The following is a 13016-nucleotide window of genomic DNA, read 5'->3' on the forward strand; positions in this document are numbered from 1 at the left end:
GGGCTTTTGCCTCAGTCCTCGCGGGTCGGGCGGATCTGGATCTGTTGGGTGCGGGGGGTCGAGCGGGTGGCCTCGGGGTCCGGGGGGTCGGCCTCGGCGGGGGTCTCCCGCTGCTTCGGGAGGATGGACGGCGGCATCTGGGGCGGCTTCGGGTCGGCGTCCGGGTGGAAGAGGGCCGTCATGAGGGTTCGGTACAGGGAGTCCGAGCTCGGGATGTACTCCTCGGTGCCCAGTGTCTGGTCCTGGCCGGCCGACTCGAAGTGGAACGTGCCGTAGCCGAGGATCTGGCCCAGCACGTCCTGGCGGTAGCCGAGATCCGTCACCTTGTCCCGGGGCATCGTGGCCACCCTCTGCACCACGAAACCCGTCACCGTCATCAGCCGCAGGCTCGTCATCAGCAGCCAGTCGTGGCGCCACTCCAGGTACTTCCATCCCAGGCGCCCCACCACCAGGGCCCAGCCCCAGAACAACCACACCAGGATGTCGCGCATCTCGCTGCTCGCGGCGAGGAACACCACCACGAGCACCACGAACGAGCCGACCGTCGTCAGCACCGGCTCCCACAGGCGGATCCAGTGCCGGTGCGTGGCGAAGATGATCTCCTCACCACTCAGGATGTACTTGCGCAGCCCTCGGTGGCCGCGCAAGAACTCCTCGGTCTCGGTCACGCAGGGGTCACCCGGCCAGGATGCCCGTGAACAACTGCTCGAAGAACGTGGCGATCGACAGCACCGCACCCCAGATCATGTCCCAGATCGTGAGGACGAAGTCTGCCGACCCGTTGGGGTCGCTGATGATCATGGACACGATGGCGATCACCGCCAACCAGATGAGGACGAGCCTCAGTTTCGGCGACATCTGTCTTCCTCACGACGACGACGCGCGTGCGGGCCTGGTAGCACACGTCGAATGAAAGCGTACTTTCCGGGTCCAGCCTGCAGGGTCACCGACCTCGGTGTGGCGCGAAGGTTTGGTAAAGACTTTGCCGTGTGGTCCCGCGACGGTCACTCACCCGACCGGTGCAGCACCTCGGTGAGCTTGTTCGCCGCCGCCACCACGGCCGCCGAGTGCAGCCGGCCCGGCTGCCGCGACAGCCGCTCCACCGGCCCGGACACGCTCACCGCGGCCACGACGCGGCCCGACGGGCCGCGCACGGGGGCCGAGACGGACGCCACGCCCAGCTCGCGCTCCGAGACCGACTGCGCCCACCCCCGCCGTCGGACACCCGACAGGATCGTCGCGGTGAACACCGCCTCCCGCAGGCCGCGGTGCAGGCGGTCCGGCTCCTCCCAGGCGAGCAGGATCTGCGCCGCGGAGCCGGCGTGCATCGTGAGCGTCGCGCCCACCGGGATCGAGTCGCGCAGGCCCACGGGGCGTTCCGCCGCGGCCACGCACACCCGCTGGTCCGCCTGGCGGCGGTAGAGCTGGGCGCTCTCGCCGGTGTGGTCGCGCAGCGCGATGAGCACCGGGTTCGCCGCCGCGAGCAGCCGGTCCTCGCCGGCGGCCGTGGCGAGCTCGTTGAGGCGCGGACCCAGCACGAAGCGGCCTTGCATGTCGCGTGCGACCATGCGGTGGTGCTCGAGCGCGACCGCCAGGCGGTGCGCGGTCGGACGGGCCAGGCCCGTCGAGTTCACGAGCTGTGCCAGGGTGGCCGGACCGGCCTCGAGCGCGCCGAGGACGGACGCGGCCTTGTCCAGTACGCCGACTCCGCTAGTATCGTCCATACCTCGATATTGCCGTCTCAGGGCGTGAGATGGCAAGTCGGCACCATAGATCGAACATCGATGCAGGGCGAAACTGGAAGTGACGAGGAGGCGACCCGCAATGGCCGGCACGCTGGCGGAGAAGGTCTGGGAGGCACACCTGGTGCGACGTGGCACCGGGGGCGAGCCCGACCTGCTGTACATCGACCTGCATCTCGTCCACGAGGTGACGAGTCCCCAGGCGTTCGAAGGGCTCCGGCTCGCCGGGCGCCCCGTGCGCCGGCCGGACCTCACCATCGCCACCGAGGACCACAACACCCCGACGCTGGACATCGACCGGCCGATCGCCGACGAGACCAGCCGCACCCAGATCGACACCCTGCGGGCGAACGCCCGCGAGTTCGGCATCCGGCTGCACAGCCTCGGCGACGCCGACCAGGGCATCGTCCATCAGGTGGGGCCCCAGCTCGGCCTGACCATGCCGGGCCTCACCGTCGTCTGCGGCGACTCGCACACCTCCACGCACGGCGCGTTCGGCGGCCTCGCGTTCGGCATCGGCACGTCCGAGGTGGAGCACGTGCTCGCCACCCAGACGCTTCCCCTGCAGCCGTTCAAGACCATGGCGATCACGGTCAACGGCGCCCTGCCGCCCGGCACCACCAGCAAGGACATCATCCTCGCCGTCATCGCCAAGATCGGCACCGGCGGCGGCCAGGGCTACGTCCTGGAGTACCGCGGCGAGGCGATCCGCAAGCTGTCGATGGAAGCGCGGATGACCATCTGCAACATGTCCATCGAGGCGGGCGCGCGCGCCGGCATGATCGCGCCCGACGAGACCACGTTCGAGTACCTCAAGGGCCGCCCGCACGCCCCCGAGGGGGCTGACTGGGACGCCGCCGTCGAGTACTGGAAGACGCTCAGGTCCGACGACGACGCCGAGTTCGACGCCGAGGTCGTCCTCGAGGCCGCCGACCTCGAGCCCTTCGTCACCTGGGGCACCAACCCCGGCCAGGGCCTGCCGATCTCGGCGTCCGTGCCGGTACCGGCCGACATCGCCGACGAGTCCGAGCGGGTCGCCGCCGAGCGGTCGCTGGAGTACATGGGCCTGGAGCCCGGCACGCCGCTGCGGGACGTCAAGGTCGACACGGTCTTCATCGGTTCCTGTACCAACGGGCGCATCGAGGACCTGCGGTCCGTCGCCAAGGTGGTCCAGGGCCGGAGGAAGGCCGACGACGTCCGGGTGCTCGTCGTCCCCGCGTCCGCCCGTGTCCGGCTGCAGGCCGAGGCCGAGGGCCTGGACGTGATCTTCAAGGACTTCGGCGCCGAGTGGCGCAACGCCGGTTGCTCGATGTGCCTGGGCATGAACCCGGACCAGCTGGCGCCGGGGGAGCGGTCGGCGTCGACGTCGAACCGCAACTTCGAGGGACGGCAGGGCAAGGGCGGGCGGACCCACCTGGTCTCGCCGCTCGTCGCGGCGGCGACCGCGATCCGCGGCACGCTGTCGTCGGTCGCGGACCTGGACCTGGCCGAGGACGTCGACCTGACCACGTTTGACGGCTCGCCGCTGGACGGCGTGGGCGCCCCGCCGATCACCGAGACCGTCGTCGACCTGCCCATGCCCGTGCCGGCCGGCGCCCGCTGACGCGCCGGGCCCGAGGATTCCTGGAGACCACCATGGAGAAGTTCACCACCCACACGGGCGTCGGCGTGCCGCTGCGCCGCAGCAACGTCGACACCGACCAGATCATCCCGGCCGTCTACCTCAAGCGGGTCACGCGCACCGGCTTCGAGGACGCGCTGTTCGCCGCCTGGCGGGGCGACCCGTCGTTCGTGCTCAACCAGGAGGCCTACTCCGCGGGATCGGTGCTCGTGGCCGGGCCGGACTTCGGCACCGGCTCCTCGCGTGAGCACGCCGTCTGGGCGCTGAAGGACTACGGCTTCCGCGTGGTGCTGTCCTCGCGCTTCGCGGACATCTTCCGAGGGAACTCCGGCAAGCAGGGTCTGCTCGCGGGTGTCGTCGCGCAGGAGGACATCGAGATCCTCTGGAAGGTGCTGGAGACCAGGCCGGGCACCGAGGTCACGGTCGACCTCGAGGCGCGGACCGCGACGGCCGACGACGTCACCGTGCCCTTCCAGATCGACGACTACACGCGCTGGCGCCTGATGGAGGGCCTGGACGACATCGGCCTCACCCTCCAGCACGCCGACGACATCGCCGCGTTCGAGGAGACCCGCGCGAGCTGGCGCCCCAAGACGCTGCCCGCGAAGCACTGGCCGACGGAGACGGTGGAGCCGGCCCGGGCTGTGGGCTGACGGTCCGCGCCCGGTCTGGTCGGCGCGCCTGGTCGGTCATCGCTTGACCGACCAGACGCGCGGTCGGTCCGTTCTTGAGTGATCGGCAGAATGATCTGCCGATCACTCAAGTAATGACCGACCGGAGACGTCGGGGGACGCTCGGAGACGTCAGCGGACGCTGTCGACGCCCTTGTTCGCGAGGGCGTCGGCGCGTTCGTTGCCCGGGTCGCCGGCGTGACCCTTGACCCAGACCCAGCGCACCTCGTGCCGGGCGACCTCGGCGTCGAGCGCCTGCCACAGGTCCACGTTCTTCACCGGCTGCTTCGACGCCGTCCGCCAGCCGTTGCGCTTCCAGCCGGCGACCCACGACTTCATCCCGTTCATCACGTAGGACGAGTCCACGTGGATGGTCACGTCACTCGGGCCCTTGAGCGCGCGCAGCGCCTCGACGACGGCGGTCAGCTCCATGCGGTTGTTCGTCGTGGCCGGGTCGCCCCCGAAGATCTCCTTCTCGTGCGTGCCCGAACGCAGCAGCGCGCCCCAGCCGCCGATGCCGGGGTTCCCCTTGCAGGCGCCGTCGGTCCACATCTCGACGACGGGACGGGCGCTGGCGGTGGTGTCTGCGGGGCTGGTCACGGGGTCCAACACTAGTCGCGTCGGTGCTTCCTGCCGCATCTGCCGGTGGGCCGGGTCCGGGGGCCCGGCCCCGGCCGGCATCCGGCGTCGATGTCAGTGTCCGGGCGTAGCGTGGCGGAGAACGGCAGTCAGGTCCGACCACTCGGAGGTTGCGGCATGAAATTCGGGCTCATCGGAAGCTTCGGCACGCCGGAGCAGCACATCGCGCTCGCGCGCGAGTGCGAGGAGCACGGCTGGGACGGCTTCTTCACGTGGGACGCGATCAGCATGGGGCCCTTCGGGCCCACGTGGGATCCGTTCTCCCTGCTCTCGGCGGTGGCGGCCGTCACCGAGCGGATCACGCTCGGCGCGATGGTCTTCGCCCCACCGCGGCACCGCCCGTGGGAGTTCGCACAGCGCGCGCTCACCCTCGACCACCTGTCCGGCGGCCGTCTCGTCCTGCCCGTCGGCGTCGGCGTGCTGGACGACGGCGCCTTCCGGGCCGTCCCCGGGCAGGCGACCGGCCTCAAGGAGCGGGCCGAGCTGCTCGACGACGTCCTCGTCTACCTCGGCGAGTCCTGGAAGGGCGAGCCCTTCGAGTTCTCCGGCAGCCGCACCCAGGTCGGCGAGATGGTCTTCCCCGAGCCACCCGTGAACGGCCGGATCCCCGTCTGGCCGGTCGGCGTCTGGGACCCCGCGCGGCCGCCCGCCAAGAACCTCGCCCGCACGCTGCGCTGGGACGGGATCGTCACCCAGAACCGCGGCACCGCCGACGAACCCGGGCCCGATTCCGTCGTGGCGCTCACCCGGTGGCTGAGCTCGCAGCCGGCCTGGACCGAGCGCGACCCGGAGCGCCCGTTCGACGTCGTCGCGCAGGGCAAGCTGGCCGAGGACCCCGGGCAGGCGGCCGAGCAGGCGCGCGCCATGCAGGAGGCGGGTGCGACCTGGTGGATCGACTCCTGGTGGGACCCGGAGACGGTCACGCCGGAGTTCCTCCTGAAGAAGGCCCGCCAGGGGCCGCCGGCGATCTGACGTGCCCCTGGTGAGACGGCTCGGCCGTTGCGCCGGGCGACGGAATACGCTCGCCACGTGCACGACGTCCTGCTCGGGTTCACCACCATCGCCGCCGTGATCGCGGTCGGGTACGGGATCGCGGCGGTCAGGCTGCTGGACGAGCACGCACAGACGGTGCTGACGCAGCTCTCGTTCTTCGTGGCGAGCCCGTGCCTGCTGTTCGTGGTGGTGTCCGAGACCGACGTCGCCGGGTTCCTCTCGCGCAACCTCGTCGCGACGGCCGCGGGTGTCGTCGCCGCCGCGATCCCCTACGTCCTCGTCGCCGCGCTGGTGCAGCGCCGCCGGGCCGACGAGATCGCGATCGGCGCGATGTGCTCCGCCTACTGCAACGCCGGGAACCTCGGCCTGCCGGTCGCCGCGTACGTGCTGGGCGACGCCGCGCTCATCGCGCCGATGCTGCTGCTCCAGCTCGGCGTCCTGCAGCCGATCGCGCTCATGGTGCTCGACGCCGGCCGCGAGGGCGCGCGCCGCACCCGAACCGAGGCGTTCTGGCGGGCCGCCCGGCTGCCCTTCACCAACCCGCTCACCGTCGCGACGCTGCTCGGGCTGGCGATCTCGCTGACCGGCCTGCGCCTGCCGGACCTCGTCATGGAACCCGTCGGGCTCGTCGGCGGACTCGCGGTGCCGGGCGTGCTCATCGCCTACGGCATCTCGCTGCGGCTCGGTCCGCTGCCAGGCCGCGGAGTTCCCGCGGTCGAGCTCGGGTTCGTCACGTTCCTGAAGCTCGTGGTCCAGCCGCTCGGCGCCTACGCCGCGGGCCGCCTGCTCGGGGTGGACGACGTCGCCCTGCTGGCCCTCACCGTCACCGCGGCGCTCCCGAGTGCGCAGAACATCTTCGTGCACGCGACCCGCTTCGGGCGGGCCGAACTGCTGGCACGGGACGCCATCTTCGTGACGACGATCGGCTCGGTCCCGGCGATCACGGTGATCACGCTGCTCGTGGCGTAGAGGGCTCGGGCCGGTACCGGTCGATCGGCCGTCAGGCCGGGGTGCCGGAGCGGCGCACCGTCACGGCGACGGCCGGGAGGATCAGCAGCGCGAAGAGGCCGCCGCCGAGCGCCAGCGCCGCATAGCTCGTGCCGGCGACGACCATTCCCGATCCCATGCCACCCGCGGCGCCGGCCAGGGCGACCGACAGGTCGACGGCACCCTGGGTCTTCGCCCGCGACTCGATCGGCACGGCCGCCGTGAGCATCGCCGTGCCCGCCACGAGGCCGAAGCTCCACCCGAGGCCGAGCAGCCCGAGCGCGATCGCGAGGAGCACCAGCGAACTGGCGGGCGCGGCCGCCGCGAGGACGCCGGACAGCAGCAGGACACCGGCCGCCGCCACGGCGACGCGCACGGGACCGTACCTGTCGACCAGCCACCCCGACAGCGGCGAGGGCAGGTACATCATGCCGACGTGCGCGGCGATCACCATGCCCATCGCGCCGACCGAATGGTGGTGGGCGTGCATGTGCACGGGCGTCATCGTCATGACCGCGACCATCACCGCCTGGGTGAGGACCATGATCGTTCCGGCGAGCAGGACGGTCCGCGCAGCGTCCCGTGCGGCGTCGTCCGACGGGGGCACCTGGGCGATCTCCGCAACCGGTTCGCTCGTGGAGACCGCGCCGTGACCGGCGGCCGCCTCGCGCGCCAGCAGCAGCGGATCGGGCCGCAGCCACACCCACAGCACCAGGCCCGCGGCCCCGTACGCGGCCCCGGACAGGAGGAACGGACCGGCCAGCGCGGGGATCCCCAGCGAACCGGCGGCGTCGCCCATCACGGTGACGAGATTCGGGCCCGCCACCGCGCCGAGCGTCGTCGCGACCAGGACCGTGGAGACGGCCCGGCCACGCCGCGCCGGCGCGGCCAGGTCCGCCCCGGCGTACCGGGCCTGGAGGTTGGTCGCGGTCCCCGCGCCGTACACGAACAGGGTCGTGAACAGGAGGACGGCGTTGTCCAGGACCGCCGCCGCAATGACGCCGACGCTGCCCAGCGCTCCGCCCAGATAGCCCAAGGCGAGCCCGGGACGGCGTCCGAGCCGCTGCGAGATCCGGCCGATCAGCAACGCCGCCCCGGCCGAACCGATCGTGAAGAGAGCGCTGGGCAGCCCGGACAGGCTTGTCGAGCCCAGCATGTCCTGCGCGAGGAGCGCCCCGACCGTGATCCCCGCCGCGAGGCCCGCCCCGGACAGGACCTGAGCGGCGACCAGGACGCCCAGGGTGCGGCGCTGCTGCGGGGGTTCGGTCACCCCGGGGGCCGGAGCTCCGACCTGGGTCTCGGGCATGCGTGCTCCGTCCCGCTCGGCTCCTAGATTATTCCAAAACTCTTTGGAATATAAGACAAGAGCGTAGACTGCGCCGGGAGACGCTGTCCACCAGGAGGGATCACCGATGCAGACGCGGCGAGAGGCGAAGGAGGCGCTCTTCGAGCAGTTCGCCCGCGTGACCAAGGCGCTGGGCAGCCCCAGGCGCCTGGAGCTGATCGACCTGCTCGCCCAGGGTGAGCGGTCCGTCGAGGCGCTCGCGCGGTCCACCGACACGAACCTCACCACGGTCTCCGCGCACCTCCAGGCGCTGCGGAGGGCGAACCTTGTGGCGACGCGACGTGACGGCACCCGGATCTACTATCGGCTCGCCGGCCCGGACGTCGGCGCTCTCTATGTGCAGGTCCAGCGCATCGCGGAGGCCCACCTGCCCGACCTGCCGGCAGTCGCGACCGCGTTCCTCGGCGAGGACGACTCCGAGGAGATCGGTCGCGAGGAACTCCTGCGGCGCCTCCAGGACGGTTCGGTCACCGTCATCGACGTCCGCCCGGGCGAGGAGTACGCCAGCGGCCACATCCCCGGCGCGATGTCGATCCCGCTCGGCCAGCTCGCGGAGCGCCTCGGCGAGATCCCCGCCGGGACCGACGTCGTCGCCACCTGCCGGGGGCCGTATTGCGTGCTCTCCCACGACGCCGTCCGGATCCTGCACGACCACGGCATCACCGCGCGCCGCCTGTCCGACGGCGTCCTCGAATGGAGCGCGGCGAGCCTTCCGCTGGAACGCGCGGGCGCCTGAGGCGCGCGACGCCCGGCGCCGTCTCCCGTGGCGGTACGGCCTTGCCGCCGAGCGTGCCCGCCAGGAATGCTCCGGCCCACACCGAGTCGACGGGACGTCGGTGGGGGATGCCGATGTGGATTCAGGAGCGCCGCCGATGAGAGATGTCACCGAGATCCTGGCCGAGGCCGGTCTGCCCACCGCCGTGGCCAAGCCGCTTGACGGGGGGTTCTCCAACGAGACCTACCGTGTGAGCGGGGGCCCGGTCGAGGCCGTCCTGCGGCTCAACGGTCACCAGAACGATGCCCTGGGCCTGAGCCGGACCGCGGAGGCCGCCGCCGTCCGTGCCGCGGCCGCGCGAGGGATCGCCCCGCGGGTGCTCGCGGCGGGTGCCGACCACCTGCTGACCGAACTGGTCCCCGGCCCGCTGCTCACCCCCGAGCAGTGCCACGAGCCGCGGTACCTCCGCGCGATGGCGCACGTGCTCGCCGAGGTGCACGCGATCGAGGGAGTGGACCGGCGGTGCGACCCGTTCTGGCTCGTGCGGACGTACCTGGACGGCGCCCGCAAGCTGGGCGTGCCGATGCCCGACGGCCTGGACGGCGTGCTGCACGAGGTGGATGTGATCGAGGCCCGCGCCGAGGCGCGCGGCGACGGCATGGCCTACTGCCACAACGACTTCTACCGCTTCAACGTCATCGCCGACGACGGACGCCTCACCCTCCTCGACTGGGAGCTGTCCGGCGTCGGGAACGTGTACTTCGACCTGGCCACCCCGGCGTTCCACGAGGGCTGCACGCCGGAGGAGGAACATGTGCTCATCGAGGCCTACTTCGGGGAGTACGACGACCAGCACGCGGCCGCGCTGCACGACTTCAAGTACCTCAACATGGTCCGCGAGGTCGGCTGGGCGCTCCTGCACGCGGGCCTCGACGCCGCCCGGCCCGACGTCGAACACGTCAACCACTCGCTCGACTACGCGGAGTCCGCGAGGTGGTTCCTCGGCCGCATTCTGGCGGGCCACGTCACGGCGCGCGACGCCTGAGGCCGGCGCGGGCGGGCGACGTGCTCGGCCGCCCGGCGAGGGTCAGGCGCGGTGGTGCGCCATCCAGTCCACGGCGAAGTCCACGAGCTGCCGCTGGTCCATGAGCCGGGCGGTCGCGGATCCGACGGTCCCGACGGTGACCGCGCCGGTGTCCTCGAACGCCGTCCCGATCCGCGGGAAGTCCTCCTCGTCGATGACGAGGTCCGTCCAGGTGACCCAGCGGCTCGTCCCGGTGGCGTCGCGGATCGCTGCACCGGTCTCCGCCATCGGCGGCGACGGCTGACGCCTCTCGGCCAGATGCAGGGACGTGCTGGCGTCGTGGCCACAGCCGAGGAGCAGGACCTTGCCGCCGAGCCGGTAGACGTGGCCGATCGGCGACCTCTCGCCGTGGGACTCGCCGAGGTCGTGCTCCGCGGTGATCTCCGGGGCCCGCGCGCCGAGCGCCACGCAGGAGACGTGCGGGTGAGCGCTGCGCAGGGCCCCGGGCCAGGCCCGGACGACCTCGGGAAGGACGCCGACCCAGCGGCTGGGCGTGCGCGCGGGGTCGAACCCCGGTGTCTCGGAACGGATCACCGGCCACCACGACTCGGGGACAGGCGGGTGCTGCCAGCCCGCGGGGTCCGTGTACTCCGAGGTGTGCGTGGGGACGACGACGGTGCCTTCCGCACCCACCGCCGAGAGCAGGGCCTCGACGACGGCGTGCACTCCGCCTGCGACGAAGCCGAGGGACCTCATGGACGAGTGCACCAGGAACACGTCGCCCGGTGCGACGCCCAGCGCCCGGAGCTCGCCTGCCAGCGAGGCCACGGTGTGTGGCGAAGCCTGATCCATCGGAATGATCCCCAACCCTTCTGGCGACGCGTGCCGCGTGCCGCGGTCGTCGGTGACCTCGGGCCGTCCGAGCGGCATCACCGGCTCACCCTAGGGCGCGTGGCGGATGACGGCGCCACGTTTTTCCACGCGTCGTGATGGTCGAGCAGTACTTCCGGGCGCCGTCAGCGGCGACCGTGGGGCGGCGAATATGCTGGCGGCATGGTTCAGCGGGTTCGGGTGACGGTGCGCGGCAGGGTGCAGGGCGTCGGCTTCCGCGCGGCCGTGGCACGCGCCGCGCGGCGGCTGCCCGTCGCGGGGTTCGTCCGGAACACGCCGGACGGCGCCGTCGAGGCGGAGGTCGAGGGCGAGCCGGACGCGGTCGAGGAGCTGGCCGCCGTCCTGCGCGAGGGGCCGACGGCGGCCGTGGTGACCGCCGTCGACGTCGCGGAGCTCGAGCCCGTGGGCGAGACCGGCTTCCGCGTCACCCACTGAGCGGGACGGGACCGGGCCCGCCACGACCGCCGTCGTCGTCCATGGTGGTGGTTCATGACGGACGTCACGCCACGGCATGGCGGCTCTGGCCATAGGCTGGGGGCCATGGCTTCCCACTACGACGTCGTTCTCCTCGGAGCTGGCCCTGGCGGCTACGTCGCCGCGATCCGTGCGGCGCAGCTCGGCAAGTCCGTTGCGATCATCGAGGAGAAGTACTGGGGTGGTGTCTGCCTCAACGTGGGCTGCATCCCCTCCAAGGCCCTCCTGCGGAACGCGGAGCTGGCCCACCTCTTCACGCATGACAAGGACCTGTTCGGGATGTCGGGCGAGGTGTCGTTCGACTACGGCAAGGCCTGGGACCGCTCGCGCACCGTAGCGGACGGCCGCGTCAAGGGCGTCCACTTCCTCATGAAGAAGAACAAGATCACCGAGTACGACGGCCGCGGCTCGTTCGTGGACGCGAACACCATCGACGTCACCCTCAACAAGGGCGGCACCGAGCGCGTCACGTTCGACAACGCCATCATCGCGACGGGCTCGAAGGTCCGCCTGCTGCCCGGGGTCGAGCTCAGCGACAACGTCGTCACGTACGAGCAGCAGATCATGACGCGCGACCTGCCGAAGTCGATCGCCATCGTCGGCGCCGGCGCCATCGGCATGGAGTTCGGGTACGTCCTGAAGAACTACGGCGTGGACGTCACCATCATCGAGTTCCTCGACCGGGCCCTGCCCAACGAGGACGCCGACGTGTCCAAGGAGATCGCCAAGCAGTACCGGAAGCTCGGCGTGAACATCCTGACCTCCACCGCCGTGCAGACCGTCAAGGACAACGGCTCGTCCGTCCACGTCAGCTACAAGGGCGTGAAGGACGACAAGGCGGGCGAGCTGACCGTCGACAAGGTGCTCATGGCCGTCGGCTTCGCGCCGAACGTCGAGGGCTTCGGCCTCGAGAACACCGGCGTCGCGCTCACCGACCGCGGCGCCATCGACATCGACGACCACATGCGCACCAACGTGCCGCACATCTACGCGATCGGCGACGTCACCGCGAAGCTCATGCTCGCGCACGTGGCCGAGGCGCAGGGCGTCGTCGCCTCCGAGACCATCGCCGGCGCCGAGACGCAGACGCTCGGCGACTACCGGATGATGCCGCGCGCCACGTTCTGCTCGCCGCAGGTCGCGTCGTTCGGGCTCACCGAGCAGCAGGCCAAGGACGAGGGCTACGACGTGAAGGTCGCCTCCTTCCCGACGATGGCCAACGGCAAGGCGCACGGGCTCGGCGACACGACCGGCTTCGTGAAGCTCGTGGCCGACGCCAAGTACAACGAGCTGCTGGGCGGGCACCTCATCGGGCCGGACGTGTCGGAGCTGCTGCCGGAGCTGACGCTCGCGCAGAAGTGGGACCTCACGGCGGACGAGGTGGCGCGGAACGTGCACACGCACCCGACGCTGTCGGAGTCGGTGCAGGAGTCGATTCATGGGCTTGCCGGGCACATGATCAACTTTTAGTTGATGGGTGGGCCGCTTTTGGGCGGTCGGCCTGGTGAGGGGCCCGGATCCGCGGAATTCCGCGGGTCCGGGCCTCTTTGCGTCTGGTGTCACGTGGACACCTGAGGTCGTGAGGAGTCCCGGATTGCGCTGAGTCCTGTTTCGGAAGTGGCGTGTGACCTGCGGGTTCGGCATGCGGCGGGTCCGTGCTGGATGCGGCGGGGCGGCATGATCTGAGCGATGAGGCGTGGGCGGTGGTCGATCTGCTGCTGCCCGTGGCGTCGTGCGGGCGACCGGCACGGAACTTGTGTCGGAAGGTCGACGGGATCCGGCATCGGGTCCGGGTGGGGTGTCCGTGGCGAGACGTGCCCCAACGGTATGGGCCGTGGTCGAGTCTGTATCGGGTGTTTCTGGCCAGCAAGCATGGAGGGGCCGATCGACCCTGTACGAACGTTTCGAAAGGAG

General features: G+C 71.2%; 14 protein-coding genes and 1 pseudogene. 9 read left to right on the forward strand and 6 right to left on the reverse strand.

From position 1 onward, the window contains the following. Window positions 1-11: 11 nt before the first annotated feature. From IIE03_RS20285 to IIE03_RS20295, 3 genes are all read right to left on the reverse strand, one after another. A complete protein-coding gene (locus IIE03_RS20285) occupies window positions 12-668 on the reverse strand; it encodes a PH domain-containing protein (protein ID WP_192864589.1) in 657 nt (218 codons plus the stop codon). A 7-nt stretch (window positions 669-675) separates the two neighbouring features. After that, the gene (locus IIE03_RS20290; RefSeq protein WP_192864690.1) at window positions 676-858 is read right to left on the reverse strand and encodes a hypothetical protein; all 183 of its coding nucleotides are present in this window, start codon (window positions 856-858) and stop codon (window positions 676-678) included. Window positions 859-1004: 146 nt separating this feature from the next. Continuing rightward, on the reverse strand, window positions 1005-1724 hold the full coding sequence (locus IIE03_RS20295; protein ID WP_123813501.1) for an IclR family transcriptional regulator: 720 nt from the start codon (window positions 1722-1724) through the stop codon (window positions 1005-1007). 100 nt (window positions 1725-1824) lie between these two features. Here IIE03_RS20295 and leuC point away from each other — a divergent pair, with 100 nt between their 5' ends. Next, a complete protein-coding gene (gene leuC / locus IIE03_RS20300; protein ID WP_192864590.1) occupies window positions 1825-3345 on the forward strand; it encodes a 3-isopropylmalate dehydratase large subunit in 1521 nt (506 codons plus the stop codon). 32 nt (window positions 3346-3377) lie between these two features. Next, window positions 3378-4016, forward strand: coding sequence for a 3-isopropylmalate dehydratase small subunit (gene leuD / locus IIE03_RS20305; RefSeq protein ID WP_192864591.1), 639 nt, complete (start codon window positions 3378-3380; stop codon window positions 4014-4016). 150 nt (window positions 4017-4166) lie between these two features. Here leuD and rnhA read toward each other — a convergent pair whose 3' ends face one another. Further along, window positions 4167-4586, reverse strand: a complete 420-nt coding sequence (rnhA, locus tag IIE03_RS20310; RefSeq protein WP_192864679.1) for a ribonuclease HI — start codon at window positions 4584-4586, stop codon at window positions 4167-4169. Window positions 4587-4790: 204 nt separating this feature from the next. On the opposite strand from rnhA, the gene IIE03_RS20315 reads away from it, so the two are divergent. Further along, entirely contained in the window at window positions 4791-5645 is an 855-nt protein-coding gene (locus IIE03_RS20315; RefSeq protein WP_192864592.1) for an LLM class flavin-dependent oxidoreductase, read from the forward strand. Window positions 5646-5702: 57 nt separating this feature from the next. After that, window positions 5703-6635, forward strand: a complete 933-nt coding sequence (locus IIE03_RS20320; RefSeq protein ID WP_192864593.1) for an AEC family transporter — start codon at window positions 5703-5705, stop codon at window positions 6633-6635. 31 nt (window positions 6636-6666) lie between these two features. Here the strand turns inward: IIE03_RS20320 and IIE03_RS20325 are convergent, their stop codons facing one another. Further along, a complete protein-coding gene (locus tag IIE03_RS20325) occupies window positions 6667-7959 on the reverse strand; it encodes an MFS transporter (RefSeq protein ID WP_192864594.1) in 1293 nt (430 codons plus the stop codon). Window positions 7960-8065: 106 nt separating this feature from the next. Between IIE03_RS20325 and IIE03_RS20330 the strand changes: the two genes are divergently transcribed. Together IIE03_RS20330 and IIE03_RS20335 are read left to right on the forward strand one after the other, a co-directional pair. After that, window positions 8066-8734, forward strand: a complete 669-nt coding sequence (locus IIE03_RS20330) for an ArsR/SmtB family transcription factor (RefSeq protein ID WP_192864595.1) — start codon at window positions 8066-8068, stop codon at window positions 8732-8734. 136 nt (window positions 8735-8870) lie between these two features. Beyond that, entirely contained in the window at window positions 8871-9758 is an 888-nt protein-coding gene (locus IIE03_RS20335) for a phosphotransferase (protein WP_192864596.1), read from the forward strand. A 42-nt stretch (window positions 9759-9800) separates the two neighbouring features. Here IIE03_RS20335 and IIE03_RS20340 read toward each other — a convergent pair whose 3' ends face one another. After that, window positions 9801-10589, reverse strand: coding sequence for an AAC(3) family N-acetyltransferase (locus IIE03_RS20340; protein WP_192864597.1), 789 nt, complete (start codon window positions 10587-10589; stop codon window positions 9801-9803). Between the two features lie 201 nt (window positions 10590-10790). Between IIE03_RS20340 and IIE03_RS20345 the strand changes: the two genes are divergently transcribed. The 3 genes and pseudogenes from IIE03_RS20345 to IIE03_RS27085 all read left to right on the forward strand — a co-directional run. Beyond that, entirely contained in the window at window positions 10791-11063 is a 273-nt protein-coding gene (locus IIE03_RS20345) for an acylphosphatase (protein WP_192864598.1), read from the forward strand. A gap of 105 nt (window positions 11064-11168) precedes the next feature. Next, window positions 11169-12572 (forward strand): dihydrolipoyl dehydrogenase, encoded by a 1404-nt coding sequence (gene lpdA, locus IIE03_RS20350; protein ID WP_192864599.1) that lies wholly within the window; start codon window positions 11169-11171, stop codon window positions 12570-12572. Window positions 12573-12757: 185 nt separating this feature from the next. Then, window positions 12758-12979: pseudogene (locus IIE03_RS27085) on the forward strand (transposase); the annotation flags it as partial. Between the last annotated feature and the right edge of the window lie 37 nt (window positions 12980-13016).

This window comes from Myceligenerans pegani (assembly GCF_014892515.1).
In the GTDB taxonomy this organism is placed as follows: Bacteria; Actinomycetota; Actinomycetes; order Actinomycetales; family Cellulomonadaceae; genus Myceligenerans; species Myceligenerans pegani.